The organism is Algisphaera agarilytica (assembly GCF_014207595.1).
In the GTDB taxonomy this organism is placed as follows: Bacteria; Planctomycetota; Phycisphaerae; order Phycisphaerales; family Phycisphaeraceae; genus Algisphaera; species Algisphaera agarilytica.
Genome location: NZ_JACHGY010000001.1, coordinates 522412 through 548902, shown reverse-complemented (window position 1 = coordinate 548902; position 26491 = coordinate 522412). Strand labels below are relative to the sequence as shown.

The window sequence follows — 26491 nt, the reverse complement described above, 5'->3', positions numbered from 1 at the left end:
TAATCCCCGATAGTTATCGACTAATCACCAACACCGCGGTATCCGCATCGAGGTTCGGATCGCCGTCGGGGGTGGCGGGGATGCGCTGATTGGTTTGGCTGTCGAGGTAGACCGCGTCGTGGATGGTGGCACCCTTGTCGCGGCAGAGGTCTTCGACGTCCGCGATGCTGGGGAAGCGGCGATTGGGGGTGTTGTACCACTCGTGGTCGTATTCGCCGGTCGCCTTGGGGCTTCGGCCACGCTCGACGTAGTCTTCGCGCAGGGCTTTGTAGGCGAAGTTCGGGAAGCTGACGATCACGCGTCGGCCGACGCGGAGCATCTCGTCGAAAAGCTGTTCGACGTTGGCCACGGCTTGCAGGGTGGCGCTGAGGATCACGAAATCGAACTGGTTGTCGGTGAAGGCGGGGAGGCCGCGGTTGAGGTCGTAGTCGATGATGTCGAGTCCGCGGGCGGCGGCTTCGATGATCTTGGGCTGGGCGACTTCGACGCCGACGAGGTGTTCGTGGCCGCGCTGCTTGAGGGTCGCGAGCAGGCGACCGCTGCCGCAGCCGAGGTCGAGCACGCTCGAGCCTTCGGGGATGAGATCGAGGACCATGTCGTCGTCGTGGCGGAGAGCGGGGGGTTGATCGTTGGTGTGGCCGAGTTTGGCGGCGACCAGCGGGCCGTACTGTGAAATCTCATCGGGAAGAAGGAACGCGTCGTGGCCGGCGGCCGAGGTGATCTCGGCATAGGTCACCGGCAGGTCGAGCGCGGTCAGCGCATTGACGATATCGCGGGACTGCTGGGGCGTGAAGAGCCAGTCGCTGCTGAAGCTGGTGATCAGGTAATCACACAACGAACCGCGGAACGTTTCGATCAGCGTCTCGCGGGTCCGGCCCAGGTCGAACAAATCCAAGGCCATGGAGATGGCGACGTAGCTGTTGGCGTCAAACCGTTGCGTGAACTTCGTGCCCTGGTGCGCGAGGTACGAGCCGACCGAGAAACGTTCTTCGAACGAGGTGGCGAGCTTGCGGGGGTCGTGGCGGTCGGGGTCGAACTTGGCGTCCATCGCCTCGGAGGAGAGGTAGGTGATGTGGCCGAGCATGCGTGCGATGGCCAGGCCGGTGTTCGGCTGGGTGGGTTGGTCGTAGTACTGCCCGCCGTGGAAGTGCGGGTCGGTCTGGATGGCGTTGCGGGCGATGATGTCGAAGGCGAGCGCCTGCGAGGTGAGCCGCGGCGAGGTGGCGATCGCCATGCAGGTCTTCACCCGTTCGGGGTGCCGTGTCGCCCAGGTGAGCGCTTGGTGTCCGCCGAGCGAGCCGCCGACGACGGCTCGCCATTGCGTGATGCCCAGGTGATCCGCGAGCCGGGTCTGCACGGCGACCATGTCCGCGACTGTGATCGCCGGGAAGTCGGCCCCATAGGGATCGCCGGTCGCGGGATCGATCGTGCCCGGCCCGGTTGTGCCGCGACACCCGCCCAACACGTTGCTGCAGACCACAAAGAACTTCTCGGTATCGATCGCGAAATCGGGCCCGGGCCCGATGAGTTCGTCCCACCAGCCGGGGTCGTCGTCGGCATCGTGTTGTGCCGCGTGCGAGTCGCCGGAGATCGCATGGCAGACCAGCACCGCATTACTCGCCTCAGCATTCAGCGTGCCCCACGTCTCATACGCACACTCCACCCCCGGCAGCTCACCGCCCAGCGCAAGGATCAGTGCCTCGGGAAACACCGCTTTTTGCAGGTGTTTCAACCGATCGCCACTGCGGCGGTCGTCGGAGCTGGCGAAAGAGTCATTCATAAGTGAAAGAAGCCCACGCATGATTTTAGATCATGCGTGGGCTGGTGCGTGTCAACGAAGTGGAATCACACCGCCGCGGCGAGGGCCTGGGTCAGGTCGTCGATGATGTCTTGGACATCTTCGATGCCGACCGAGACGCGGACGTACTCGGGGCTGACGCCGGTGCGGGCCTGCTCTTCTTCGGAGAGCTGGCTGTGGGTGGTCGACGCGGGGTGGATGACCAGGGTCTTGGCGTCGCCGATGTTCGCCAGGTGTGAGCAGAGCTTGGTGGCGTTGATGAACTTCTTGCCAGCCTCGGCGCCGCCCTTGATGCCGAAGCCCAGAATAGCGCCTTGGCCGTCGGGCAGGTAGGTCTGGGCGTTCGCGTGGTCCTTGTGGCTTTCGAGGCCGGGGTAGTTGACCCATTCGACCGCGTCGTGGCCCTCGAGGAACTTGGCGACGGCCAACGCGTTCTCGCAGTGGCGAGGCATACGCAGATGCAGCGTTTCCAGGCCCTGCAGGAACAGGAACGCGGCGAACGGCGACATCGCGGCACCGGTGTCACGCAGCCAGTGCGTGCGGATGTGCAGGTTGTAGGCGATATTGCCCATCGGACGCAGGTGCTCTTCGAACACCGCGCCGTGGTACGACGGCGAGGGGCCGCAGAACTCGGGCCACTTCTCGGGTTGGTCGGCCCACTTGAAGTTGCCGCTGTCGACGATCGCGCCGCCGATATGCGTGCCGTGGCCGCCGATGAACTTGGTGGTGGAGTAGACGACGATGTCGATGCCGTGGTCGATGGGCCTCAGCAGCAGCGGGGTCATCGTGGTGTTGTCGCAGATGACCGGGATCGCGCCGTGCGGAGCGCTGTGGGCGGCGTCAGCGATGGCCTTGAAGTCGGGCACGCCCAGGGCGGGGTTGCCGATGGATTCCATGTAGACGCAGCGGGTGTTTTCATCGACCAGGCCGTGGATGTCTTCGGGCTTGTCGGCGTCGAAGAAGCGGACCTCGATGCCCAGGTTCTTGAAGGTCTGGGTGAAGAGCGTCCAGGTGCCGCCGTAGAGCGAGGTGGCCGAGACGATGTTCTGCCCGGCGTGGGCGATGGTGAGGATGGCGGCGTTGATCGCCGCTTGGCCCGACGCAAAAGCGAGACCGGTGACGCCGCCGTCGAGCGCCGCGAGGCGTTTCTCGAGCACGTCGGTGGTCGGGTTCATCAGGCGGGTGTAGATGTTGCCGAACTCGGTCAGGCCGAAGAGGTTGGCGGCGTGGTCGGTGTCGTTGAAGGTGTAGCTGGTCGTGGCGTAGATCGGCACGGCCCGGCTGTTGGTGGCCGAGTCTGGCTCTTGGCCGGCGTGGAGGGCGAGGGTTCCGGGACGGTAGGTGGGTTCGGACATGAGGGTCTCCGTATCTTCTCACCCGGCCGTGCGAGAAGTGGATACTTCCGGGGGCGGGGGTCGAATGGTTGGGCCGGAGGTTTGAGCGGGAAGACTCGCACCTTTTGGCGAAAAAGAAACCGACCTGACACCGGTCGGCGGGGGGGTTATGGTAGCACCCGGTGCAGCGAACGAACACCTTGATACCGGGAATTCCGAGGAAACCCAATGAGTGCGATGTTTCGGAAGATGATGGGTGAAGACCCCGAGGTCGCGCGGTTCCGGGTGTGGCTGGGCGTCTTTGTGGTCTGGTGCGCGACGGGGCTGATGTCCTGCGGCGAGATCAAATACCTGCGGAGCGGCGAGACCGCGGTGGCCGAGCGGGTAAACGCCTCGGATGGGCGAGCCGGCCAACGCCCGTACGGGACGTACCGCTGGCGAGATGCTGAAAGCGGTGAATACCGCAACAAGGTCATCGAGTTCAGCCGCAGCGTCATGCCCCCGCGCAGTTGCGAGTCCAGTACATCCCGGGCGGGGCCGACTCGCGCCCCGCGGGCAAGCCGATGTGGATCATGCCGTTGGTCTTCGTGGGCCTGACGGTCGCGGCGATCGGCTGGATGGTCCTGACCGGCAAGCGAGACCAACGACGCAGGGGTCGCTAGTCGGCGGGCGGGTTGGAACCAGGGGCGAGCGAAACCTACTCGCGGGTCTTCCGGTACTCGGTGGTGAGCATGCCCGCGAAGCCCCAGTCTTCTTCATCGACCAGGTCCAAGACGATGTGGATGTGCTCGGGCTTCTTGCCCAGCACGTCGACGAGCGTGTCGGTGAAGCGGCGGACGATCTCGGCCTTGTGCTCGGCGGTGACGCCGTCGCGGGTGACTTTGACGTTGATGTAGGGCATCGCAGTGAACTCCAAGTGGGCATAAAAAAACCTCGCCAAACAGCGAGGTTCTTATTTCGGGATGATCGCTCTGCGGATTAGGCCGAGGCTTTCTTTTCGTTGAGCTTCGCGGCGAGGCGGCTCTTGTACCGGCTGGCGGTGTTCTTGTGCAGGGCCGGGGTGGAGGCGGCTTGGTCGAGGGTCTTGTAGATGCCCTGGAGCTGCTTCTCGGCCTCTTCCACGGTGCCGTGGAGGATGGTTTCGCGGAACTCTTTGATCTCGGTGCGGTAGCCGGCCTTGGTCCAGCGGTTGCGGGCGCGGGACTTGGCGTTCTGGCGGATACGTTTCTTGGCGGAAGGGGAGTTGGCCATGGTGGTCTGTTTTCCGGGGTTCCGGGTTCCGGGGCTGTGCGGAGCAAAAGCCCCGAGGGTCAAAAATCGGTAAAATTCGCGGTCTAGCGGGCACGGAGGCTGAAACGAGTCGGATCAGCGAGTCCCGCGCACCGGCGAGCCGCACATTATGCCGAGGTCCGCCACCGAATGCAAGTCCCGCTGAATTTCGTTTTCGGCCTGCCCGAAGTCGGGATCGGGGCCAACGGTTGACAGCGGGGCGGGTTGCGGTACACTTTCCGGCTCGGCAAAGCCGGGTCTGAGCAGGATTTCTTCGCTCGACACGCCCGCATCCGCCTTGAATTGGCCTGCAAGCCCTCGCTGGAGCGCTTGCTTGATGGACCACCCCGCTTCGGAATCGGAGCGTCAAGGGCAAGACCACTCGCCCGACGCCTCCCCCCAAAGCTCTGGACACCAACCCCGGAACGCCCCATGAACCGTCAGACCACCCTTGCCAAGAACAACGAAGTGCCCCGCGAGTGGGTGATCATCGACGCCGCCGACCAAGTGCTCGGCCGCCTGTCGACCCAGATCGCCACCATCCTCATGGGCAAAGACAAGCCCACCTACACCCCGCACCACGACGTGGGCGACTTCGTCATCGTGCTCAACGCCGAGAAGATCCGCGTCACCGGCAACAAGCTCGACCAGAAGTTCCACGAGACCTTCTCCGGCCACCCCTCGGGCCGCAAGGTCAAGAGCTTCCGCGAAGTCATGGCCAGCCACCCCGAGCGTCTGATCGAAGAGTCGGTCCGCCGGATGCTGCCCAAGAACCGCCTGGGCGTGGCCATGTCCAAGAAGCTCAACGTGTACGTCGGCACCGAACACCCCCACGCCGCACAACAGCCTAAGCCCTACGAACTCCAGTCCGCCTGATTTCCCCACTCACCATGCCGCTCAAGCCGAGGGCTGCGGAGCACCGCGACAAAGCCCCGGACCAAACGCTCAACCGATTAAAGAACCATGGAAGACACCACCACCGCCACCCTCGACGGCCTCTCCTCGGAAGCCCCCGTTGAATCCCCCATCGCCGAAGGCGTTGAAGAAACCGCTGCCGAGCCCCGCCCGCTCCGCGAGCCCGCCAAGCCCGACAAGGGCGGCTTCGTTTGGGGTACCGGCCGTCGTAAGTCCGCGATCGCCCGGGTCCGCGTCAAGCCCGCCGCCAAGGGCGAAGGCAAGTTCCTGATCTCCGGCCCCAAGGCCAAGAACAAGACCGTTGAAGAGTTCTTCAGCGAACCGCAACACCAAAACGCCTGCCTCGCTCCCCTCGAAGCGACCGGCACCCTCGGCAACCTCGACGTGTTCGTCTCCACCACCGGTGGCGGCATCACCGGCCAAGCCGAAGCCATCCTGCTGGGCGTCGCCCGGGCTCTGGTCGGCTACGACCCCGCCCTCGAGCAGACCCTCCGCGACAAGGGCTACATGACCCGTGACCCCCGTAAGGTCGAACGTAAGAAGTACGGCCAACGCGGTGCCCGTCGTCGGTTCCAGTTCTCGAAGCGTTAATCGTTTCGTCCCCCATGGATTCACCCGACCCACGGCACCTGCCGTGGGTTTTTTTTTGCCTTCACTTTGCGTTAGTGATTGGGAGTTTGAGATGTCTCGGGACTGTGAATTGATACTTCGGACCTATGTTGCTAGCGACCACGATGCGTTGGTTGAGCTATGGCGTCGATGTGGCCTTGTGGTCCCCGTGAACAATCCCAGCCGCGACATCCAGTTGAAGTTAGATCGTGATCCGGACGGATTAGTTGTGGGCGAAGTCGACACGGGTGAATGCCGGCAACTCGTCGCGAGTGTCATGGTGGGCTACGAGGGACACCGTGGTTGGGTCAACTACCTGGCGGTAGATCCCGAGTACCAGCGACAAGGCTTTGGCCGTGTACTAGTCGAGCACGCGGAGCAGTGGCTGCGTGAACGCGGCTGCCCGAAGCTGAATCTCCAGGTGCGTTCCTCCAACACGCGAGTCATCGGGTTTTACGAGAAGCTCGGCTACACCCAAGATGCCGTAGTGAGCCTGGGCAAGCGATTCTGAATGAGCCTGCGGATCACCAACGCGTCGGCGAACCATCGGGCAACGGCTCGATCGGTCCACGCCACTTGTGCGCGTCCGCCGCAACTTCGCGGATCACTTCTTCGTTCATCTGGACGCCTAAGCCCGGCCCCGGCAGCGGGGGCATCATGCCATCGTCGTCGAGTTTGAAGTCGTCAGCGTTGAGCACGTAATCCAGCACGCCCCGCCCGCCGTCCTCGGCAGTGTAAGTCAGGCCGATGCCCGACTCCTGGTACTCGGCGTTGAGGCAGACAAAGTCCACCGCCAGGCACGCCGCCAACGCGATCGGGCCCAGCGGGCAGTGGGGGGCGAGCGCCACGTCGCGGTGTTCCGCGAGCCGGGCGATGTCCAGGCAGTGCGTAATCCCGCCGGCGTGAGACAGGTCGGGCTGGATGATCGACACGCCCGGCTTCCGCAACAGGTCGTAGAACTCGGCGTAGTGAAACATCCGCTCGCCGGTCGCCAACGGCACCTCGGTCCAGTTGGCCAGGTCCGGCATCGCGTCGTTGAAATCGGGGTGCACCACCTCTTCGAAGAACGCGATGTCGTAGGGCTCAAGGGCGCGGATCAGCTTGCGCACCATCGGCAGCTTGCACCGGCCGTGGAAGTCCACCGCGATCTGGATATCGGGGCCCACGGCCTTGCGCACCTCCGCGACTCGGGCCGCGCCCGCTTCGATCGAGCCCTGCATATCGGTGTAACCCATCGGCGGCGAACCGCAGAGCTTGATGAGCTTGAAGCCGTAGTCGTCGCAGCGCTGCTTGGCGATGGCGGCGGCGACGTCGTCGGGCTCGAAGTCGGCAGCAACGTGGCCGTAGACCATCTGCCGGTCACGCACCGCGCCGCCCAGCAGGTCCACCACACTCGCGCCCAGCGTCTTGCCCTTGATGTCCCAGAGCGCCTGGTCGATCCCCGCCAGGGCCGACATCATCACCGGGCCGAGCCCGCCGTAGAAATCGCCCTTGGCGATCGTCTGCCAGTGGTAGTGGATCCGTGCGGGGTCTTTGCCCATCAGCGACTCCATCATCACGTGAACCGCAGACTCCACCGACTCGGCATACCCCTCAACCACCGGCTCGCCCCAGCCCACGACACCGTTGGCGGTTTTTATACGCAGGAACAACCAGCGAGGCGTGACACGGAACAGTTCGTAACGGGCGATCTTGTCGGACGATGGGGTGATACTCATGGCGACAATATACCTTGCGTATCACAAGAACCGACAGCCTCGGCCAATTTGTCGTGGCTAAACTGTAGACCGATGTCCTGTACTTCTTGATTCTTGTAAGGGAACGCACCCCATGGCCGTAGATGTCAAGCAAGCCGATCGTCGCGAACTGCATTTCGATTCCCTCGACGAAGTCCTGGCCGAGGCCCAGACGTTCACCGAGCAATCGACCTCGACCGGCAACTGGTCACCCGCCCAGAACATCTACCACGTTGCCTTCGCCATCGGCATGCTCAACCACGGCGTCGACCTGAAGATCCCGCTGCCCATGAAACTCTTCGGCCGCACCCTCAAGCTCTTCGGGGCCCACGTCAAACCCTTCAACCCCGGGATCAAGCCGCCCCAGAAAGTCGCCGACGCCTTCGCCCCGCCCGCCGACGTGACGTTGGCAGACGCGGTACAGAAGCTGCGCGATGAGGTCGCCTACGCCAACGAGCACGGCATGAATCACCCCAGCCCGCTCTTTGGCAAGCTCACCCCCGACGAAGCGATCAAACTCAACTGCCGCCACGCCGAGCTTCATTTCGGCTTCATCCACCCGGCCGCGTCCTAGTCGTCACGCCGGGTGACTTTCCCGTTGCGCAGCATCCAGGTGACGAGCACGGTGGTCGCGCTCACCACAAACGAAAACGCCAGCAGGGCGGCGCCGCCGAAAGGTCCACGCCAGTCGGACATCAGCGTGCCGACCACCGGCGGGCCCACCGCCAATAGCACACGGTCCTTGATGCCCTCGTTTTCGTGGGCGACCGTCATCGTGTACTTCCCGGTGGTGTTGGCGTTTTCGTCGAAGTGCGTCAGCGGGACGGAAAACACGAACTCGCTGTTGGCCTGGCCGCGGTTGAACATCTGCGACTCGCCCTTGTCGTACTTGGCTTGGCGGATCGTGAGGAACTCGCCGCTGGCTTCGTGCTGGATGGTGATCTCGAAGGCCGGGGCCTCGCGGAAGACTTGGGTAGTGTCGAAGTTTTCGCCGTTGAAGCTGCCGACTTTCTCGTAATAGATCAGGTAGTCGCCGGGCTCATCGAAGGACAGCTCGCCGCTGCCGGGGGCGACGATCCGCTGCATCGCCTCGAGCTTGGAATCCACTTGTTCTTTGGCGATGTTCAGCGACACCACAAAGCCCACGACGCCGAGGATCATGAGGGCGAGTGCCATGGCGTACCACAAGCGGGAGGGCTTATTGTGTTCGGTCGCGTTGTCGTCTGGGGCTTTGTCGGTCATGGCGGTTTCGTCATTGACAATGGAGTGAGGTCGGAGAGAGACTATAGCGATGAAAGGGCCGGGCGGTTTGATTTCGATCTCCGTGCCGGTAGATGGCATTGAGATCCAGGATGCAGGACACCCCACCCCACCCGGAATATGAAGTGCGTGACCGCCGGCCGATGCCGCCGCGGGAGTGGGCGGTGATGCGCTGGCTCACCAACCTAGCGATCAGGCTGGGGCTGTCGGCGAACGCAGTTTCGGTATTGAGCGTGGTGTTTGCCAGCCTCGGAGCCGCCGCCACGGTTTTTACCTACAGCGCCGAAGGGTTTGCGCAGCGGGCACTTTGGTTCATAGGGGCTGCGGGTGTGGAGCTCCGGGCGTTCTGCAATCTGCTGGACGGGATGGTGGCGGTGGAGACGCAGACCGCGTCGCCGGTGGGGGAGTTGTACAACGAGGTGCCCGACCGTATCTCAGATGTGTTGATGCTGGTGGGGCTGGGTTACGCGGCGGGATCAACGCCGGAGCTGGGATGGGCGGCGGCAGCAGCGGCGGTGTTCGTCGCCTACGTTCGGGCACAAGCGGCGGTGTCGGGGGCTGGTCAGGATTACGGAGGCTTGATGAGTAAACCCGTGCGTATGCAATTGGTCGCGGTGGTGTGCTTGTTCATGGCGTTTTCACCCGAGGCGTGGCAACTCCCGTTCTGGGGGCCGAAGGAAGTTGGCCCCAAGCTGACATGGCCGACTTGGGGGGTGTTGCAAGGCGTGCTGTGGATCGTGTTGATCGGATGTGTCGTGACGTCGATCGGTCGGCTGCATCGCGCTTCGCGCCGTCTACATAAAGGAGTGGCGTGATGGACCCGGTCAGCCGAGCCCGCTTGTTTGGGGTGAGTGATGTGTTTGATTGGCCGATCACGTTGTGGGGCACGGTGGTGGTCGCGGCGTTGCTGGTTTTCTCGCCGTTGTTGGTGTTGCTGTTGTCCAGGGCGGGGAAGATCGACGCGGACTTGCGCAAGGAGCTGATGCTGCGTTGCGGGTCGTGGGCGGTGATCGCCCCAGCGCTCTTGGTGCCGGTGCTGCTCGGCGCGGCGTGGTGGATCGGGATGATGTTTGTGTTGTCGGCCCTCTGCTTGCGTGAATTCGGGCGGATCACCGGCGTGTTCCGCGAACCGATGGTCATGGGCGCGGCCTACCTCGGACTGCTCGCCTTGTATTTCGCGATCCTGGACAACTGGTACACGATGTTCGCCGCGGTGACGCCGATCACTGCGGTGCTGATCCTCGCGGCGGCGATCCTCAGCGATCGGCCGTCGGGGTACGTCCAGCGCGTGGCGCTGGGTATCCTCGGCTTCGCGTTGTTCGGGACGGGGCTCGGCCACCTCGCGTTCTTTGCCAACGACGCCCAGTACCGCCCGATGCTGTTCATCATCATCGCCGCGGTACAGGGCAACGACGTCTTCGCCTACCTGTGCGGCAAGACGATGGGCAAACGCAGGCTCTGCCCGAACACGAGCCCAAACAAGACGGTGGCGGGCGCGGTCGGGGCGGTGGTGTGCACGACGACGCTGGTCGTATGCCTGGGGCATTTTGTGGTCGCCGACGGCATGCAGGTGTGGCGGCTGCACCTGCTGGCGGCGGGCGTGCTGCTGAGCATCGCTGGGCAGATGGGCGACTTGGTGTTGTCGTCGGTGAAGCGCGATATCGGGATCAAGGACACCGGGACGATCCTGCCGGGTCACGGCGGGTTGCTTGACCGATTCGACAGCCTGCTACTCGCCTCACCGGTGATTTTCTATTTTGTGGCGTACTTCCGGGGAATCGGCTTGGATCAGCCGGCGCGGGTGCTGACGGGTGGGTAGGTACAGATGGTGGAGCCGTGCAGCAGGCTGCGCCATCTGCGGACTTTCGTAGACTTTCTCGCTGAACCCTCATTCCTCCAACCTCACCCCTCATCCCTCACGATGCGAGACTTCGACCTCCAACCCGCCAAGGACCTGGGCCTGCCCGAAGCCGAACGTGCGAAGAGTCTGCAGCGCGAGCCGGGGTTGGTCTCGTTGCTGGCGAGCCACGCGTGGTGGGGCGTGGTCCGGGTCTACTTGAAGTTGTTCCATCGGCTGGCGATCGAGGGGCGGCAGCACCTGCCCGCCGAGCCGCCGTTCGTGTTGGTGGCCAACCACAGCAGCCACCTCGACGCGCTGGCCCTCGCCGCCGCGTTGCCGGCCAGGCACCGGCGGTACGTCTTTCCGATCTCAGCAGGCGACGTGTTTTTTGAAACCAAGTTCGCCACCGCGTTCTCGGCCCTCTGCCTCAACGCGTTACCCATGTGGCGGAAGAACGCCGGCCGACACGCCATGGGCCAACTCCGCGAACGACTCGCCGCGGGCGATGCGGGCTTCATCCTCTTCCCCGAAGGCACCCGCAGCCCCGACGGCGTCATGAAAAAATTCCGTGCCGGGGTGGGCATGCTCGTCGCCGGCACCGACGTGCCGATCGTTCCTTGCTATATAGATGGCGCGTACCACGCCCTGCCTAAGGGGTCGGCGGTTCCGCGTCCGAGGACACTGAAAGTAACGATCGGCCCACCGTTACGATTTGCTGACCAAGCCAACGACAAAGCCGGCTGGAGCGCAGTCTCTGAACAACTCCATGGAGCCGTGGAAGATTTGAGGCCGTAGCGGGTTGAGTAACTGGAATTTAGCGGCCCAAAGATTCATTCGTAATCCGCGGGCCACGTGTCGTCGGGGTGGAGTTCGCGATGCATCGCACACAGGGCCGCCAAGGCTTCGGGGGCTTCCAACCATTCGAGGTCTTCGGCGAGCAGGGCCCCGATCTCGGAACGGTTATCGACCGCCTCGTAACGCGGTCGAAACTCGGCCTTTCGGTCGTCGTCGAGGTAATAGATGTAATACAGCAGCGCTTCGTAATGTTGTGGATCGTCGTCTAACGCCTTGGCGTAGCTGGCCAGGCCGGTCTCGTGACGGCCCTGCAGGAAGTAGGCGTCAGCCACCACCACCCAGACGTCGGCGTCCATACCCACTTGTTCGGCGTAGTGCTTGGCCTCGACTAAAGCTTCGTCCGGTCGATCCAGTTCGATCAGGCATATGGCGCGATACAGGTGGGCCAAAGGCTGCGGGTGCTCGGGGTAAAGCGTCAGCGACTCGGTGACGTGGCCCAGAGCCGCATCCAGATTGCCGAGGTTGTAGTGCGTTTCGCACAGGCTGGTCAGGGCCATCGGTCGAAGCGAGGCGGGCAGGAGCTCAAGATTGACCCGCTCTAATTGCTGCAGGGCGAGCTCAGCGTTGCCTTCCGCCAGGGCCTGCACGCCGCCGTACATCATCACGAGGGACTGCTGTGTGCCGGGGCGATCGAGTTCGGCCACCGCGATCGAGGCCGCGAAGAGGTCGGACCAACGCCAGCCCAGGTCGAGTTGAGTCAGATCGTAGAAACGCAGGCCCTCGGGGGTGCGGACCAGATCGAGGATGTTCTTTGACGAGATGCCATCTGAGTCCCAGTGACGCATCGTGACCGAGAAACCGTTGGCGACGTGCGTCTGGTTGATGGCTTTGATCTCGCCACGGACCCAAGCCATATTGGCCTGAGGGATGGTGAGGTTTTGACCAAAGATGTGGGGTGTTTGTTCTTTGACCGCTTGCCAAACCGGTTGATCGATATCGATATTGGGGTAGGCGTGGCGCACCTGCTGAAGCCAGGCGTCGGAGTCGAAGAGCGCGGCGACCGCGTTGGCATCGTGGCGGCGTAGCGCATCGTTCAACTTGTCGAGAAAGACCGGAACATCGGGAGGAATCGCAGCCGGGTCTAGTGTCTTGCCCTCGAAGACCGCCGCGAAATCAAACTTGGCCGCTTCCTCTTGGGCGACGATATGGCCATGGCCCAGAACGAGCAGCACGGCCAGCAAGCCCCGAAACATCCATGGCATGAACACGATCCTTCTCGGCCCCTTGGCCGCTTTGACTTAAACGTCCAGGTTCTTCACTTCCAGCGCGTGGTCTTCGATGTACTTGCGGCGGGGCTCGACGTGCTCGCCCATCAACACACTGAAGAGGTTCTCCGCTTCGCTGGCGGCGTCCCAGGTGACCCGCAGGAGCGTGCGGTTCTCGGGGTTCATCGTCGTGTCCCAGAGCTGCTCGGCGTCCATCTCGCCCAGGCCTTTGAAGCGTTTGACTTCCAGACCCGTGCGGCCGGCGTCGAGGATGGCGGGGGCGATCTCGGCGAGGTTGACCAGCGGCGTGATCTTCGGCGAGTCGCTGCTGGCCTTGGCGACCAAGTCGAACTTGGTCGGGGCCATTGCACCCGTGACCGTGGCGACGGGCTTGATGAAGTAGTCGCTGATGTCCAGGCCCAGCGCCTCAAGCTTGGCGAAGACCTTCTCGAGGTCGGCGACTTCATGGAGCTCGCGACGCACCACCACGCGTTGGCCGGGCTTGAGGGCGTGGTCGTCGGCAGGCAGGTCGGGGTCTTCGACGATCAGGTTGTTCTGCTCGCGGAAAGCTTCTTCCTGATCTTCGGACCAGAAGAAGTGGCTGCCCGTCAGCCCGTTGCTGGTTTCGTCGGCGGGGATGTTGATCTGCAGCGTCGGCAGCCGGCCCTCGCTGTCGGGGTCCTGCTCACGCATCGCCAATAGCTCGGCCAGCGTCAGGCCGCGGCGTTTGACGATCTCGACGAGGTCGTCGAGCTGGGTGAGCGCTTCGAGCACCTTACCCAGGTCGTCGCCGGTGATGCGGGCGACTTCGGCGCGGTCGGCGGTGTCGTGGTTGGCGAAGACGACGAGTTCGGAGTCGTCGAGGCCGAGCCCGCCGAGCACGGTCTGCATCCGGCGTTCGTTGAGGACGTACTCGGACTTCTTACCCCGCAACACCTGATACAGCGGCGGCTGAGCGATGAACACCCGGCCCTGCTTGATGAGCTCGGGCATCTGCCGGAAGAAGAACGTCAGCAGCAGCGTGCGGATGTGGCTGCCGTCGACGTCGGCGTCGGTCATGATGATGATCTTGCCGTAACGCAGCTTCGACACGTCGAAGTCGTCCGCGCCGATGCCGCAGTTGAGCGCCTGGATGATCGTGCGGATTTCCTCGAAGCCCAGGATCTTGTCGAGGCGGGCTTTTTCGACGTTGAGGATCTTACCCTTGAGCGGGAGGATGGCCTGGGTGTTATGGTCGCGTCCGCCCTTGGCCGAGCCGCCGGCGGAGTCGCCTTCGACTAGGTAGATCTCGGATTCCTCGACGTTCTTGCTGGTGCAGTCGTAGAGCTTGCCGGGCAGGCCTCCGGAGTCGAGCGCGCCCTTACGGCGGGTGAGGTCACGGGCCTTGCGGGCGGCTTCGCGGGCCTCAGCGGCCATGACTGCCTTCATGCAGATCTTCTTGGCGTCGGCGGGGTTTTCTTCGGTCCAGTTGTTGAGCGCTTCGCCCATGGCCGAGCTCACCAGGCCCTCGACCTCGGGGTTGAGCAGCTTGCCTTTGGTCTGGCCCTCGAACTGCGGGTCGGGGATCTTCACCGAGATCACCGCGACCAGGCCTTCGCGCCAGTCGTCGCCGGAGGGGGAGGGGCCGTTGCCCTTGAGCACGCCGTTGGACTTGGCGTAGTTGTTGAGCGTGCGAGTTAGTGCGGTCTTGAAGCCCGAGAGGTGGGTGCCGCCGTCGGGGGTGTTGATGTTGTTGGCAAAGCAGATGAGGTTTTCGCTGTAGCTGTCGACGTACTGCAGCGCGACGTCGCAGATGAGCTGGCCGTCTTCCGATTCGCTGTTGACTGCGATGGGCTCGTGCAGGCTGGTCTTGGCGGAGTTGAGGTGGCGGACCATCTCGATGATGCCGTCGTCGAACTTGAAGGTTTCTTTCTTGCCGCCGTCGGCCACGCCGCCCTGATCGATGCTGCGCTCGTCCTCGATGGTGAGCTTGATGCCGGGGTTCAGGTAGGCGCGCTCGCGCAGACGGTTGGCGATGGTGGGGTAGTCGTGGGTGAGGTCGCCGAAGATCTCGCGGTCGGGGCGCCAGTGAATCTTGGTGCCGGTGGCGTCGCGGGTACCGATCTGCTTGAGCTGTTCGTTGGTCTCGCCGCGGATAAACGACATGTGGTGCAGCTTGCCGTCCCGTGCGACTTCGACCTCGAGCCATTCGGCCAGCGCGTTGACGCAGGACACGCCCACGCCGTGGAGGCCGCCGGAGACTTTGTAGGAGTTCGAGTCGAACTTGCCGCCGGCGTGGAGCACGGTCATGACGATCTCAACGGTGGGCTTGCCGTTGAGGTTGGGGTTTTCGTGTTTGTAGGCACCGACGGGGATGCCGCGGCCGTTGTCGACCACGACGATGGAGTTGTCGGCCTTGAGGGTGACCTGGATGTCGTCGCAGTGGCCGGCGAGGGCTTCGTCGATGGAGTTATCGACGGTTTCCCAGACCAGGTGGTGCAGGCCGCGGGAGTCGGTGCCGCCGACGTACATGGCCGGGCGTTTGCGGACGGCGGCGAGGCCTTCGAGAACGGAAATACTGTCTTCGGAGTAGCCGGTGTCGGCGGGCGAATCGCTGGTGGGGTTGACGCTCGTGTCGGCGTCGGGCGGGGTGCCATCTTGCATCGTCAGGCGGCCTTGGCAGAGGTGGAATCGGGCGACTGGGGGCAGCCGGGACGGCCGTGAAATCCCCAATCCTCAAGCCAAACATTTTAGCAGAAAACCGCTCCTCTCACAACGTGGGGGCGGGCTGCCGGAAGGCCTTCAATATGCTGAAAAACAAGGGTTTACGGGGCTGTTGGAGCCGCTTCTTCGGAGGGCAGGTCTACGGCAGGTAGCACCGGCTCGGCGGCAGGGTTTTCGGGGGTGGTCGGCAGCGCTTCGGGCGTGTCGGGCAATTCGGGTTGGACCGGGATTTCGACGCCCTCGCCGAGGTCCGCAACGGGGGCGGGTTGGTCCTGGGCGACCGCGTTGATCTTGTTGTTCAGACGCTCGGGCAGGTCGGCTTCTTCGGGGTCCATCGACTCGTAGCCGTCCGCCATCATGACCTGTTGGGCACGGTTCCACATGCGCACGGCCTCGGCGGGGCGGTCCAGGCGGTAGTACGTGTCACCCAGGTGATCGATGATGACCGGGTGGTTGCCGCTGTCGGCCTTCAGGCTCCGCTCCAGCCACTCCAGAGCACGTTCGAACTCGGCTTTCTTGTAAAACACCCAGCCCATCGAGTCGAGGTACGCCGAGACGTCGGGTTCGGCGGCGACCGCGCGGGCGACCATCCGCTCGGCGTCGTCCAACCGGATCCCTTCGTTCGCCAGGCCGTAACCCAGCGAGTTGTTGAGCCCGGCGTGGTCGGGAAAGTCTTCGAGGGCTTCTTCCATCACGCGGCGCGACGCCTCGGTGTCGCCGCGTTGCTCGTAGATCACCGCCAGGAACATCGCGGGTTCGCCACCGAGGTCGGGGAACTTCTTGGTGATGTCTTTGACGTGTTGCTCGGCGTCTTCGAAACGCTCCAACTCGAACAGCGAGTTGACCAGCAACACCATCATCTGCAACGGATCGTTGTCGGCGAGGCCCTGGTCAAACGCTTCCTGGGTCACCTTGACCGCGTCGGCGTAACGCTCCTGCAGGAAGTAGATACTGGCCAGGGTGCCGCTGCGCTGCGTGCTGGGCGGGGCGTTTTCCCAACGGGTGAGTTCGAGTTGCAGGGCTTTGTCCTGCTCGCCTCTGCGGGTGAAATAGCGAACCGCGAGCGTGAGCATCTCCTCGCTCGGGGCGACCTGCGCGGCGCTGGCCTCGGCGAGGTGCTGATCGATCAGCGACGACACGGCGTCGCCTTGATTCGTGCCGATCAAGGCTTCGAGACGAAGGCGCTGCAGCAGCAAGCGGTCTTTTCCAGTGGGTTCGAGCGTGTCCATGAGGGCCAGGGCCTGGGGGTATTGCCGGTTGGCGATCAGGGTTTCCAACTGGATCAGGCGGGTGATCCGCGCGTTGGGGATGGTGTCCACCATGCGCCGGACCAGACGCTGGTAGTTGCGGATCATGTTGCCGTTTTGGCTGTAGATATCCAGCAACGCTTCGTAGATCGCTTCGTCGGTCGGCCGGGCGTTGAGCGCGTCCAGCAGGGTGCGCTCGGCTTCCTGGACACGGCCAAGCCGGAGTTGCAGGTCGGCCTTGTCGAGCATCAGCGGGCTGCCGGGCGGGGTGCGGCGTAGCACCTCGTTGATCAGCGTCAGGGCCTCTTCGGTCTTGCCCGTCTGGGTCAGGGCCTGGACGCGAAGCATCGTCACCCGCGGATGGTTGGAATCGGCGAGTGGTTCGAGCAAGGCCTCGGCCTCTTCGATCTGTCCACGCTGGAGCTGCAACGCCGCCAACTCAAAACGCGCGAGGTCGGCTTCGGGGTCGAGTTCGAGGGCTTGGCTGAACGACGCGAAAGCCTCGTCGGTCTGCGCATCGGCCAGGAAGAGTTTCCCCCGCAGCGTGAGCGAGGCCGAGGTCGGCGGCTCGGGCAAGAACGCCGACAGTGCCGCGGGCTGATCGGTGTTGGCCAGCAGTTGGTCGGCGTAGGCTTCCGCGAGATCGGGCGAGGCCGACATCGCATTGATCGTCGCGGCCACGGCTTGCTGACGGTTTTCATCCGAAGGGGCGTCGCCCAGCAACAGCGCTAACAAGCGTCCAAACACCATGTCATCGTCGGGGTGTTCTGCCAGGTGTTGCTGCAGCAGCGGGGCGGCGACATCGGGGGGCAGGACATCGGCCATCGCCAGGGCCAAAGACGCGGGGCGGCCGCGGTCTTCGTAGAGCGCAGTGAGTTGAGCCGACAGCGCCTCGGCCGACACGCCTTGTTGCACGGCATAGGGAATCAAGGCGAGCGACTTGGCGTTGCCCTGCGAATCGGCGACCGCCTGGGTGACCAGTTCCTGGGCCGCCCGCGTCTGTCCCAGACGCAAACGGGTGTAGAGCAACCGACGGAGCAACGTGTCGGGGTTGAGCACCCCCACCTCCGCGGCGGCGGAGTAGGCCTGCCAGGCGGTGCGCGGCTCGTTGAGGCGGTGGTACAGGTCGCCGACGAGCATGAGCGTCTCGCCGCGCTGGTTGCCGAGCACCGCGATCTCGCGGGTGTAGGGCGTCAGGGCCGAGAGCCTCGGGCGGTCGGTGAGGTAGGCGTCGAACATCTCCGCCGCGGCTCGGCTGTGCCCCGCCTGGTTGAGCGCGTTGGCGAGGTAGTAGCGGATGAGGTGGGCCGCTTCCGGGTCGGCTTTGGCGTCGGCGTTTTCGTAGTCGGGTTCGGCGAGTTGCAGCGCCGCGTCGAGATTGATCACCGCCTGGTCCCAGCGGCGTTCGTCGAGCGCAAACCGGCCGAGCATGAACAGGCTGTTGAGGTCTGTCGGGTCGGCGGCGACCGCCTGGCGGTAGAAGTTGGAGGCGGAAACCCGGTTGCCCGAGCGGGTCCACGCCTCGGCCAACGACTTGAGGATCTTCGGCTCACCCGGCGAAAGGCGGAGCGCCTTTTCGAGCTGCTGCACCGCCCGGAAGTTGTCGTTTTCCAACAGGGCTTGCCGGCCCGCCGCGTAGAACTTCTGCGCGGCCAGCGGGGGTTCGATATTTCGCTCTTCCGGCGTTTGGCCAAGGTTTTCGAGGTAAGCGGGCGTGGCCAGTGAATCGAGGACTTCCGCCCGAGAGAGCTGGGCGAGGCCCATCTGGGTGTCGTTGAACGGAGTCAGCGTCGCGGCGGGGACGCCGGGCGGCGGGGGCACGTCGGTCAGGCGGATCGGCTCGGACGAGAGCGATGCATCGCCGGACGCCGAGCCCGGGTCTCTGGAGGGGTCGGAGGCGCAGGACGCCAGCAGCAGGGCCCCGGAAAGCAACACAGCAATGCAACAACTTCGATAGAACATCCTCTGATTCTACGCCGAGGCCGGTCGCGGGGAAAAGGTGAGCGCGGAAAACCTGAGATGTCAAAGCCGAGGCGGATTTCAGGGGATGATCTTGTTCAGCGGGTAGCTGAAGATCGCCTGGCCACCGGCCCGGGAGAGCTTGGGCACCAGTTCGCGTTCGACCGTGCGGTCCACGATCACTTCCACCGCCACCCAGTCCTTGTCCGCCAGTTCGTTGACCGTCGGCGACTGGGCCGAGGGCATCTGGGCGAGGACGGCGTCGAGCTTGGCACGGGGCACGTTGAGCTTGAGGCCGACTTGGCTCTTGGCGGAAATCGCGCCCTGCAGCAGCAGCGCGATGTCTTCGATCTTTTCCCGCTTGGCGGGGTCGGCCCAGGCGTCGTGGTTGGCGATCATCCGCGTGGTCGAGGTGAGCAGCGTGTCGAGGACGCGCAGCTTGTTGGCCCGCAGCGACGAGCCGGTCTCGGTGCAGTCGACGATGCCGTCGATCAGTCGGGCCTTGACTTCGGTCGCGCCCCAGGAGAACTCGATCTTCTTGATCGGGATGTTCTTGCCCTCGAAGTACCGCTTGACGGTTTGCTTGAGTTCGGTGGCGATGATGCCGCCGGCGAGGTCCTCGGGCTTGTGGATGTCCGACTCCTCGGGCACCGCCAGGACCCAGCGGATGGGGTTGGACGTGGCGCGGGAGTATTCGAGTTCGCAGACCTCGTGGACGTCGCTGTTGTTTTCCACGACCCAGTCGTGGCCGCAGATGCCGAAGTCGATCACGCCGTCTTCGACGTAGCGTGACATCTCCTGAGAGCGGAACATCATCGCGGACATGCCCGGGTCGTCGATCTCGGGGTAGTACGACCGGCTGGACACGTTGATGCGGTAGCCGGACCGATAGAACAGGTCGACGGTGGGGTCCTGGAGCGAGCCTTTGGGGATGCCGAGTCGGAGTTTGGAGGGATCGGTGGTCATGGGGTGTGGGTGTTAGGGACTTAGGTGTTGGGGGCTTGGGAAGAAAACTTGGCGTGATGGAGTCTTGGCGAGGTTTAGTTCTCGTCTAATTCCCCAATCCCCAAGTCCCCAAGTTCCAAAATTACTTCTTCTTGGTGACCTTCTTTTTCGTGGTCTTCTTCTTGGCGACCTTCTTCTTCGGGGCCGACTTGGTCGCCTTGGTGGTCTTGGTCGTTTTCTTCTTCGTAGTCTTAGTCGACTTGGTGGTTTTGCTGGCCTTGGTGGTTTTCGTCGTCTTGGCGGGAGCCTTAGCGGCGGGGGCCTTGCGTTTGTCGGCCCAGGCTTGCAACGCGAGGTGGGCTTCGAGTGCGTCGCCGGCTTTGATCTGGCGGACCAGGTACGACTCGGCGTCGGCGATCGAGGTGCCCTCGTGGAGGCAGCCCTCGTTGATCAGCAGGGCCAGGAGCTTGTCGTCGATCGGCATGGCGTGGCCGCCGAAGGACAGGAGCGTGACCTGGGCCGCGATGTACGGGGCGATGCCGGGCAGCGAGTCGAGGTAGGCCCGTTGCTCTTTCTTGCCCTTGCCGGCGATCGAGTGCATCTGGATGTCGTGCTCGCGGGCATAGACCTCGTGCAGCGATTCACGCAGACGGATCACGCGGTTGACGGCGTTGGGGTAGTCCTTGCCGATGACCTCGACCAGCTCGTGGGGGTGGCTCACGCGCAGGTCGTTGACGTCGATCATCTCTTCCATCAGCGCAACGAAGGCGTCCTCGGCCTTGGTGCGGGTCGAGTCCCATTGCATGAAGCTGACGATGAGCTGTGCCACGGGGTCACGCGGCGGCGGGTCTTCACCCTTGTACGCGGTGATGCTCTTCTTCAGCAGGGCGGCGAATTTCTTGGCGGTGGCAGGGTCTTGTTTGGCCAACGGTTAATTCTCTTGAGGGGTGGTTGGATCCGTATCCGGGGCGTTGTCGCTGTGCTCCGCAGCCTCCGGGTTGGGTTGTTCGGTTGAAGCGGATGAGGCTTCGGTACGTTTCATTCCCTGATCGATGGCTTCTAAGATCGCGGCCTGTTTCTTGAGGTCGTGGTCGATCTCGAAGCGGAGGTGGGGGACGGAACGCAAAGCGACGTTCTTCTTGACCTGCTGCTGGATGTGCATGGTCGCGTCTTTGAGGCCGTGGATCGCACGGGACTCGTACTTCTCGGGGGTGATCGAGACGAAGGTCTTGGCGTTGCGCAGGTCCGGGCTGACGTCGACTCGGGTCACGCTGACGAGCACGCCCTGCAGCCGGGGATCGGCCAGGCCACGCTGCAGCGCCGACGCGACGGCGCGTTGCAGCAGGGACTCGACTTGTTTCTGGCGTTGGGTCATGCGGCGGTTCACCGTTAGCCCCGGGCTCTGCCCGGGGAGGTGAGTGTGATGGAGCCCCCGGGCAGAGCCCGGGGCTAATGGGGGGGTTAGTCCAGCGTGCGTTGCACTTCGATGACTTTGTAGAAGATCAGGACGTCGCCCGACTTGAGGTCGTCGAAGTTGGCCACGCGGACACCGCACTCGGTACCGGCCTGGACCCGCTTCACTTCGTCCTTCACGCGGCGGAGGCTCTCGACGTCGCGGTCGTCGGTGACCACCACACCGTCGCGGGACACGCGGACCTTCACGTCGTCCTTCAACGCGGTGCCTTCGGTGATCAGGCAGCCGGCCACGGCACCCACACCACCGATGCGGAACACTTCCTTGACCTCGGCCTGGCCGACTTCCTCTTCGGAGCGGTCGGGCGTGAGCATGCCTTCCAGGCCCTTCTTCACGTCGTCGGTCAGGTCGTAGATCACGCGGTAAGTGCGGATGTCGACCTTGCGTTCATCGGCGATCTCGCGGACGGCTGGCGTCGCGGTGACGTGGAAGCCCAGGATGATCGCGTCCGATGCGTCGGCCAGGAGCACATCGCCCTCGGTGATGCCGCCGACCGCCGAGTGCAGGACCTTGACGGTGACTTCGTCGTTGCCCATCTTTTCGAGGCTACTGGTGAGCGTCTCGATCGAGCCTTGGACGTCGGCCTTGATGACCACACGTAGGTCCTTGATGTTGCCCGCGGCCACGGCGTCGGCGAAGTTGTCCAGCGTGACCTTGGTCTTGCTGGCCAGGGTTTGCTGACGTTCGGTTTCGCGGTACTGCAGGGCAACTTCCTCGGCCCGCTTGAGCGAGTCGGTGACGAAGAACTTGTCGCCGGCATCGGGGACCAGGTCGATACCCGAGAGTTCGAGCGGGGTGGCGGGGCCGGCGTCCGCAACCGATTGATCGCGGTCGTTGATCATGTCACGGACCCGACCGAAGGCACGGCCGGAGACGATGAAGTCGCCGACTTTGACTTGGCCGTCTTGGACCAAGACACGAGCGACCGAGCCGCGGCCGGTCTGCATCTCGGCTTCGATGACGGTGCCGCGGGCCGGGCCGCCGTAGTCGGCGGTGAGCTCGAGGAGCTCGGCCTGGTAGTCGAGGATTTCCAGCAGCTCGGTGATGCCGGTGCCTTCGGTGGCCGAGGTCTTGATGATTTCGGTTTCGCCACCCCAATCGGTGGGGTTGAGCCCGTGCTCGGCGAGTTGTCCGTAGATCTTGCGGATGTTCTCGTCGGTCGCCTGGGGCGTATCGATCTTGTTGAGGGCCACGATGATCGGCACCTCGGCGGCCTTGGCGTGGGCGATGGCCTCGATAGTGGTGGGCATCACGCCGTCGTCGGCGGCGACCACGAGGACGACCAGGTCGGTCATCCTCGCACCGCGGGCCCGCATGGTGCTGAACGCTTCGTGGCCAGGCGTGTCGAGGAAGACGACGGTCTTCTTCGCGCCGTCGTTGCCTTCCACGCTGACGCGGTACGCACCGACGTGCTGGGTGATGCCGCCGTCTTCGTGGGCGGCGACGTCGGCCTGGCGGATGCGGTCGAGCAGCGACGTCTTGCCGTGGTCGACGTGGCCCAGCACGGTGACGACCGGCGGGCGGGGTTGCTCGTCAACTTTTTCGCGTTCGGCGAACTGCTTCTCGACTTTTTCCTCGGCGGTTTCGAGCTCTTTCACTTCGAGCTCGATGTCGTATTCCATCGCGACTTCCATCGCGGCCTCGGTGCCGATGGCCGAGTTCACCGTGGCCATCACGCCCTGCTTGAAGAGGAACTTGATGATCTGGGCGGTCTTGATGCCGGTAGCGGAGGAGAGGCCCTTGATGGTGATGGGTTCTTCGATCTCGACCTTGCCGCCGGTTTGGACGGCGGTCTGGGCCTGGAAGCCGGTGGCGGCGGTGCCTTTGTTGCGCAGGTCGCGCCGGCGCTGCTTCATGTAGCCGGTCGAGCCCTTGAGGCGGGCATCGAGTTCGTCGGCGTCGGCCTTGGAGAGCTGGGTCGGGCCGGTGAGCAGGGCGTCGGCCGAACGGCCACGGCGGGTGTTCATGCCGCGACGCTTGTTGCCGCGCTGTTCATCGCCGCCACCACCGCCGCCGCCACGCACGCCGCCGCCGCGGACCGGGCCGCGGGATCGGCTGATGCCTTCGACCTGGCCGCCCATGCCGCCACCCGAGTCACGGCCGCCGCGTGGGCCGCCGCCGGGGCCGCCACCGGTGCGACGCGGGCGCGGCGCGGCATCGGGTTCGGGCTTCTCGACACGGATGACCTTGGGCCCGGAGAGCTTGGCTTTCTTGGGCGTTTCGAGTTGTTCGCCGGCGGGCTTGACGACATCGGGGCGGTCCGGAACGTTCTGCACACCCGCGGGGCCCGCGGGCTTGGGCGGTTCGACGGGGGCTTCGGGTTCGGCGGGCGCTTCGGGAGCGGGGGCCGCGGCTTCGACTTCAGCGGGTGCTTCCTCGGCGGGCGCTTCGGGGGCCTCGAGTTCAACGATGGGTTCCACCGGTTTACGGGTGGGCCGCTTCTTCTTGGGAACCGGCTTCTCTTCGACCGCGACCGGCGCCTCTTCGACAGGCTCTTCGGTCTTCTTCTTGGCGGCCTTACGCTTGGCGGGCTTACGCACCTTCTCCAGGTCCACCGGGGCGGCGGTCTCGACCGCGTTGTGCTCGGCGTCGGCGCCGTCGCCGGAGAACCACTCGCGGACGGTCGCGGCGAGGCCCAGCTTCACCACGGACATGTGGTTCGTGATGCCGGGCACACCCTCGGCTTCGCACTTGGCGACGATCACCTTGCTGTTGACGCCGAGTTCTTTGGCTAGTTGGTGGACTCGTAGGTTTTTCGGTGGCAAGAGGCGCTCCGGGATAAGGCAGTCAGACGATCGTGAAATCAGATCAGGTGGTTCGTGGGTTCGGCACCGGGCAACGTGCCCGGGCCGTGGCTAAGACGCGGCTCAGGCGTCCTGGGGTTTGTCTCCGTCAGCGGATTCTGCTTCGGCCGAGGCGTCCGAGGCGACGGGTTCCGCCGCATCGTCGCGTGACTCGAGCATGTCGATGATCGAGCCTTCGCCGTCGGCCGGCGCGTCGGTCGGGGCTGGGGCGGGGGCGTCGGCCGCCGCACCGCCGAGCAGGTCGTCGATGGCGCCGCCGCCGGCGTACGCGGCCTGCTGGGTCTTGAGCTCTTCCTTCTTGCGGGCCTCGGCTTCTTCCTTCTCCTGGGCCTGCTGTTCGGCAACTTCCTTGCCCTTCTCGCTGGCCACGCCGATGACTTCCAGAGCCTTGGCCTCGTCGACGCCCAGCGTCTCGGCCAGGTACTCGGGGCCGACTTCTTCGACATCGAACACGCTGATCAGGCCCAGGGCCGCGAGGCGGTCGACCTGCTCTTCGCTGATGCCGTCGATGGCCTTGAGCGTTTCTTCCATGATGTCCAGCGACTTGGTGAACTCCGGCGGAGTCAGGATGTCCACGTCCCAGTTGGTCAGGCGGGCGGCGAGGCGGACGTTCTGGCCACGCTTGCCGATCGCCAGCGACAGCTGGTCATCATTGACCACGACGGTCGCCCGGCCGAGTTCGAAGCACAGCGAAATCTCTACAACTTCGGCGGGCTTGAGGGCGTTCTGGATCAGCAGCTGCGACGAGTCGTTCCAGCGGACGATGTCGATCTTCTCGCCGCCGAGCTCGTCGACGATGTTCTTGATGCGCGAGCCGCGGACACCGACGCAGGCGCCGACCGCGTCGACCTTGGAGTCGACCGAGGCAACGGCCAGCTTGGTGCGGTGGCCGGGTTCACGGGCCATGGCGCGGATCTCGATGATGCGCTCGGCGACTTCGGGGACTTCGACTTCGAAGAGGCGTTGGATCATCTTCGGGTCGGCCCGGCTGAGGACGATCTTCACCTGGTTGCCAGCGTCGCGGACGTCGAGGATCAGGCAGCGGACGCGTTCACCGGGCTGGTGTTGTTCGCCCGGAATCTGCTCGCTGCGGGGCATGAAGCCTTCGGCGCGGCCGATCTGCACGACCAGGGCACCGCCCTCGTAGCGCTGGGCCATGCCGGTGACCAGTTCGCCGACGCGGTCGATGTATTCGTTGAAGATGCTGGCGCGTTCGTCTTCACGGAAGCGCTGGATCATGACCTGCTTGGCGGTTTGCGCGGGGATCCGGCCGAGCTCTTCGAGCGGGATGTACTCTTCGCCGCGGAAGACGTTGATCTCGCCGTTGAGGCGGTCGATCTCGCAGGAGAAGTCTTCGGTGTCAACGGCGTTGAAGTGTTTACGGGCAGCCGAAACCATGGCCTGTTCGAGGTCGGTCAGCAGGGTTTCTTTGTCGACGTTGCGGTCGCGGGAGATCGAGTCGACGAGGCGGAGCATTTCGGGGCCGTTCATATGGTTGTCCTGTACGTATCGAGTTGTGTCGGGATGTCGAGGCTGCCGAGGCGTTCTCGGCGGAATGAAAAAACCACGAGGCGAAATTCGCTCGTGGCTTGAGGTCGTGCCTTGTCTCGTGATTCAGGTGGTCCTGAAACACACGAGGGGCGGAGGGATGCAGCGCGGGCGGTTAAGCCATGGTCGCGGCCTCCGTGGGTTGGGGCGTGCCCTGCGTGTCGCGGGGTTCGCCGAGCCGTTGGGGGCCGTGGGCAGGGGGGAGCTGACCAAGTTGGGTGGTTGCGCCACCCATTACTTGCTGAGCCGTTCCATGCCGTGGATCGCGTGTGCGTATTGCATCCGGTCAACCTCAAGCCGCCAACGAGCCCTATGCCCATTGGCGAACCCATAAGGTTAGGGTTTAGCTGGGGGTTGTCAAGATTGGGCGGGTGGGTCGGCGGGCGAAACCAAGGCGTTTTCGAGGGCGTCCTGGAGCAGGTGCATCTGCTCCCGGGCCAGGCGTTGGCCGATCATCGAGACCCACCACAGCCCCCCGCATCCCAGGACGCAGGCCAGCACCACCCACAACGCCAGCGGCCGGTTGCCCATGGTCCACTGGGCCAGGGCCCACATCGCCGCGAAAAACCCCGCGGTGGCCAGGCTGAAGTAGACCGCCATAAACCCGGTCCAGAGGCTGGGGGCGGGCGAAAAGCGGGCGTGGACCGAGGTGTGGATGGCCGTGTCTGCTGCGTCTTCAGCCCTTTCCGCGTTTTCAAACTCCAGGTTCAGCCACGGCGACCAGAAGTGCCGGACCGCCGGGGTGACCGTCAAGGTCATGTGTCGCCCTGCCCGCTGGGATTGGATCGGCTGGTCGGTGCGGTCGAGGAATGACTCCAGCGAGCCGATCGCCTCGTCGGGCGGGTGGGAGAGCGGGAGGCGGAAGGACGGGCGCAGGGAACGGGTGGACATGTCGCGGTCTCGGCCGAACGGCGGGGAAGAAGAGTCCCACCCAGTGTAAAGCCCGGCCTGCCCGCGATAAACCTGCGAGCAACCCCAAGACGACGTCGG

The 26491-nt window shown here is 64.3% G+C and carries 23 protein-coding genes; 8 read left to right on the top strand and 15 right to left on the bottom strand.

Annotated elements, in window-relative coordinates; genetic code table 11:
* Positions 1-13: 13 nt before the first annotated feature.
* Both metX and HNQ40_RS02365 read right to left on the bottom strand, forming a co-directional pair.
* On the bottom strand, positions 14-1780 hold the full coding sequence (gene metX, locus HNQ40_RS02370) for a homoserine O-acetyltransferase MetX (protein ID WP_221435343.1): 1767 nt from the start codon (positions 1778-1780) through the stop codon (positions 14-16).
* A gap of 65 nt (positions 1781-1845) precedes the next feature.
* Positions 1846-3153, bottom strand: coding sequence for an O-acetylhomoserine aminocarboxypropyltransferase/cysteine synthase family protein (locus HNQ40_RS02365; protein WP_184676008.1), 1308 nt, complete (start codon positions 3151-3153; stop codon positions 1846-1848).
* Positions 3154-3360: 207 nt separating this feature from the next.
* Between HNQ40_RS02365 and HNQ40_RS02360 the strand changes: the two genes are divergently transcribed.
* Entirely contained in the window at positions 3361-3729 is a 369-nt protein-coding gene (locus HNQ40_RS02360; RefSeq protein ID WP_184676006.1) for a hypothetical protein, read from the top strand.
* 100 nt (positions 3730-3829) lie between these two features.
* Here HNQ40_RS02360 and HNQ40_RS02355 read toward each other — a convergent pair whose 3' ends face one another.
* A complete protein-coding gene (locus HNQ40_RS02355) occupies positions 3830-4033 on the bottom strand; it encodes a tautomerase family protein (protein WP_184676004.1) in 204 nt (67 codons plus the stop codon).
* A gap of 77 nt (positions 4034-4110) precedes the next feature.
* Positions 4111-4383, bottom strand: a complete 273-nt coding sequence (rpsT, locus tag HNQ40_RS02350; RefSeq protein WP_184676002.1) for a 30S ribosomal protein S20 — start codon at positions 4381-4383, stop codon at positions 4111-4113.
* Between the two features lie 450 nt (positions 4384-4833).
* On the opposite strand from rpsT, the gene rplM reads away from it, so the two are divergent.
* From rplM to HNQ40_RS02335, 3 genes are all read left to right on the top strand, one after another.
* Positions 4834-5277 carry a 50S ribosomal protein L13 gene (gene rplM / locus HNQ40_RS02345; protein WP_184676000.1) on the top strand — a complete coding sequence of 148 codons (444 nt, stop codon included), beginning with the start codon at positions 4834-4836 and terminating at the stop codon, positions 5275-5277.
* An 87-nt stretch (positions 5278-5364) separates the two neighbouring features.
* A complete protein-coding gene (rpsI, locus tag HNQ40_RS02340) occupies positions 5365-5907 on the top strand; it encodes a 30S ribosomal protein S9 (RefSeq protein ID WP_184675999.1) in 543 nt (180 codons plus the stop codon).
* Positions 5908-5998: 91 nt separating this feature from the next.
* Entirely contained in the window at positions 5999-6436 is a 438-nt protein-coding gene (locus HNQ40_RS02335) for a GNAT family acetyltransferase (RefSeq protein ID WP_221435342.1), read from the top strand.
* Between the two features lie 13 nt (positions 6437-6449).
* On the opposite strand, the gene dgoD is transcribed toward HNQ40_RS02335, so the two are convergent.
* Positions 6450-7643 (bottom strand): galactonate dehydratase, encoded by a 1194-nt coding sequence (gene dgoD, locus HNQ40_RS02330; protein ID WP_184675997.1) that lies wholly within the window; start codon positions 7641-7643, stop codon positions 6450-6452.
* A gap of 112 nt (positions 7644-7755) precedes the next feature.
* Here dgoD and HNQ40_RS02325 point away from each other — a divergent pair, with 112 nt between their 5' ends.
* On the top strand, positions 7756-8235 hold the full coding sequence (locus HNQ40_RS02325; protein WP_184675995.1) for a DUF1569 domain-containing protein: 480 nt from the start codon (positions 7756-7758) through the stop codon (positions 8233-8235).
* On the opposite strand, the gene HNQ40_RS02320 is transcribed toward HNQ40_RS02325, so the two are convergent.
* Positions 8232-8903, bottom strand: coding sequence for a hypothetical protein (locus HNQ40_RS02320; protein ID WP_184675994.1), 672 nt, complete (start codon positions 8901-8903; stop codon positions 8232-8234). The genes HNQ40_RS02325 and HNQ40_RS02320 overlap by 4 nt on opposite strands.
* Before the next feature lie 110 nt (positions 8904-9013).
* Here HNQ40_RS02320 and HNQ40_RS02315 point away from each other — a divergent pair, with 110 nt between their 5' ends.
* The 3 genes from HNQ40_RS02315 to HNQ40_RS02305 all read left to right on the top strand — a co-directional run bounded on the left by HNQ40_RS02315 (position 9014) and on the right by HNQ40_RS02305 (position 11556).
* On the top strand, positions 9014-9736 hold the full coding sequence (locus tag HNQ40_RS02315) for a CDP-alcohol phosphatidyltransferase family protein (protein ID WP_184675992.1): 723 nt from the start codon (positions 9014-9016) through the stop codon (positions 9734-9736).
* On the top strand, positions 9736-10740 hold the full coding sequence (locus HNQ40_RS02310; RefSeq protein ID WP_184675990.1) for a phosphatidate cytidylyltransferase: 1005 nt from the start codon (positions 9736-9738) through the stop codon (positions 10738-10740). The genes HNQ40_RS02315 and HNQ40_RS02310 overlap by 1 nt, the downstream gene beginning before the upstream one ends.
* Positions 10741-10842: 102 nt before the next feature.
* Positions 10843-11556, top strand: coding sequence for a lysophospholipid acyltransferase family protein (locus tag HNQ40_RS02305; protein ID WP_184675988.1), 714 nt, complete (start codon positions 10843-10845; stop codon positions 11554-11556).
* 35 nt (positions 11557-11591) lie between these two features.
* Here the strand turns inward: HNQ40_RS02305 and HNQ40_RS02300 are convergent, their stop codons facing one another.
* The 9 genes from HNQ40_RS02300 to HNQ40_RS02260 all read right to left on the bottom strand — a co-directional run bounded on the left by HNQ40_RS02300 (position 11592) and on the right by HNQ40_RS02260 (position 26392).
* On the bottom strand, positions 11592-12818 hold the full coding sequence (locus HNQ40_RS02300; protein ID WP_184675986.1) for a tetratricopeptide repeat protein: 1227 nt from the start codon (positions 12816-12818) through the stop codon (positions 11592-11594).
* A 36-nt stretch (positions 12819-12854) separates the two neighbouring features.
* The gene (gyrB, locus tag HNQ40_RS02295; protein WP_184675984.1) at positions 12855-15464 is read right to left on the bottom strand and encodes a DNA topoisomerase (ATP-hydrolyzing) subunit B; all 2610 of its coding nucleotides are present in this window, start codon (positions 15462-15464) and stop codon (positions 12855-12857) included.
* A 161-nt stretch (positions 15465-15625) separates the two neighbouring features.
* Positions 15626-18733, bottom strand: coding sequence for a tetratricopeptide repeat protein (locus tag HNQ40_RS02290; protein ID WP_184675983.1), 3108 nt, complete (start codon positions 18731-18733; stop codon positions 15626-15628).
* A gap of 78 nt (positions 18734-18811) precedes the next feature.
* A complete protein-coding gene (hisG, locus tag HNQ40_RS02285) occupies positions 18812-19696 on the bottom strand; it encodes an ATP phosphoribosyltransferase (RefSeq protein ID WP_184675981.1) in 885 nt (294 codons plus the stop codon).
* A 121-nt stretch (positions 19697-19817) separates the two neighbouring features.
* Positions 19818-20603, bottom strand: coding sequence for a hypothetical protein (locus tag HNQ40_RS02280; protein ID WP_184675979.1), 786 nt, complete (start codon positions 20601-20603; stop codon positions 19818-19820).
* Positions 20604-20606: 3 nt separating this feature from the next.
* Positions 20607-21050, bottom strand: a complete 444-nt coding sequence (gene rbfA / locus HNQ40_RS02275; RefSeq protein WP_184675977.1) for a 30S ribosome-binding factor RbfA — start codon at positions 21048-21050, stop codon at positions 20607-20609.
* Between the two features lie 86 nt (positions 21051-21136).
* Positions 21137-23914: a translation initiation factor IF-2 gene (gene infB, locus HNQ40_RS02270; RefSeq protein WP_184675975.1), complete on the bottom strand. Its 2778-nt coding sequence runs from the start codon at positions 23912-23914 to the stop codon at positions 21137-21139.
* 102 nt (positions 23915-24016) lie between these two features.
* Entirely contained in the window at positions 24017-25444 is a 1428-nt protein-coding gene (nusA, locus tag HNQ40_RS02265) for a transcription termination factor NusA (protein WP_184675973.1), read from the bottom strand.
* 414 nt (positions 25445-25858) lie between these two features.
* The gene (locus tag HNQ40_RS02260) at positions 25859-26392 is read right to left on the bottom strand and encodes a hypothetical protein (RefSeq protein ID WP_184675971.1); all 534 of its coding nucleotides are present in this window, start codon (positions 26390-26392) and stop codon (positions 25859-25861) included.
* Between the last annotated feature and the right edge of the window lie 99 nt (positions 26393-26491).

What these genes read in the sequence shown, in the direction of transcription:
- metX (WP_221435343.1), bottom strand. Translation starts at nt 1,780, where the DNA reads ATGAATGACTCTTTCGCCAGCTCCGACGACCGCCGCAGTGGCGATCGG.
- HNQ40_RS02365 (WP_184676008.1), bottom strand. Translation starts at nt 3,153, where the DNA reads ATGTCCGAACCCACCTACCGTCCCGGAACCCTCGCCCTCCACGCCGGC.
- HNQ40_RS02360 (WP_184676006.1), top strand. Translation starts at nt 3,361, where the DNA reads ATGAGTGCGATGTTTCGGAAGATGATGGGTGAAGACCCCGAGGTCGCG.
- HNQ40_RS02355 (WP_184676004.1), bottom strand. Translation starts at nt 4,033, where the DNA reads ATGCCCTACATCAACGTCAAAGTCACCCGCGACGGCGTCACCGCCGAG.
- rpsT (WP_184676002.1), bottom strand. Translation starts at nt 4,383, where the DNA reads ATGGCCAACTCCCCTTCCGCCAAGAAACGTATCCGCCAGAACGCCAAG.
- rplM (WP_184676000.1), top strand. Translation starts at nt 4,834, where the DNA reads ATGAACCGTCAGACCACCCTTGCCAAGAACAACGAAGTGCCCCGCGAG.
- rpsI (WP_184675999.1), top strand. Translation starts at nt 5,365, where the DNA reads ATGGAAGACACCACCACCGCCACCCTCGACGGCCTCTCCTCGGAAGCC.
- HNQ40_RS02335 (WP_221435342.1), top strand. Translation starts at nt 5,999, where the DNA reads ATGTCTCGGGACTGTGAATTGATACTTCGGACCTATGTTGCTAGCGAC.
- dgoD (WP_184675997.1), bottom strand. Translation starts at nt 7,643, where the DNA reads ATGAGTATCACCCCATCGTCCGACAAGATCGCCCGTTACGAACTGTTC.
- HNQ40_RS02325 (WP_184675995.1), top strand. Translation starts at nt 7,756, where the DNA reads ATGGCCGTAGATGTCAAGCAAGCCGATCGTCGCGAACTGCATTTCGAT.
- HNQ40_RS02320 (WP_184675994.1), bottom strand. Translation starts at nt 8,903, where the DNA reads ATGACCGACAAAGCCCCAGACGACAACGCGACCGAACACAATAAGCCC.
- HNQ40_RS02315 (WP_184675992.1), top strand. Translation starts at nt 9,014, where the DNA reads ATGCAGGACACCCCACCCCACCCGGAATATGAAGTGCGTGACCGCCGG.
- HNQ40_RS02310 (WP_184675990.1), top strand. Translation starts at nt 9,736, where the DNA reads ATGGACCCGGTCAGCCGAGCCCGCTTGTTTGGGGTGAGTGATGTGTTT.
- HNQ40_RS02305 (WP_184675988.1), top strand. Translation starts at nt 10,843, where the DNA reads ATGCGAGACTTCGACCTCCAACCCGCCAAGGACCTGGGCCTGCCCGAA.
- HNQ40_RS02300 (WP_184675986.1), bottom strand. Translation starts at nt 12,818, where the DNA reads ATGCCATGGATGTTTCGGGGCTTGCTGGCCGTGCTGCTCGTTCTGGGC.
- gyrB (WP_184675984.1), bottom strand. Translation starts at nt 15,464, where the DNA reads ATGCAAGATGGCACCCCGCCCGACGCCGACACGAGCGTCAACCCCACC.
- HNQ40_RS02290 (WP_184675983.1), bottom strand. Translation starts at nt 18,733, where the DNA reads ATGTTCTATCGAAGTTGTTGCATTGCTGTGTTGCTTTCCGGGGCCCTG.
- hisG (WP_184675981.1), bottom strand. Translation starts at nt 19,696, where the DNA reads ATGACCACCGATCCCTCCAAACTCCGACTCGGCATCCCCAAAGGCTCG.
- rbfA (WP_184675977.1), bottom strand. Translation starts at nt 21,050, where the DNA reads ATGACCCAACGCCAGAAACAAGTCGAGTCCCTGCTGCAACGCGCCGTC.
- nusA (WP_184675973.1), bottom strand. Translation starts at nt 25,444, where the DNA reads ATGAACGGCCCCGAAATGCTCCGCCTCGTCGACTCGATCTCCCGCGAC.
- HNQ40_RS02260 (WP_184675971.1), bottom strand. Translation starts at nt 26,392, where the DNA reads ATGTCCACCCGTTCCCTGCGCCCGTCCTTCCGCCTCCCGCTCTCCCAC.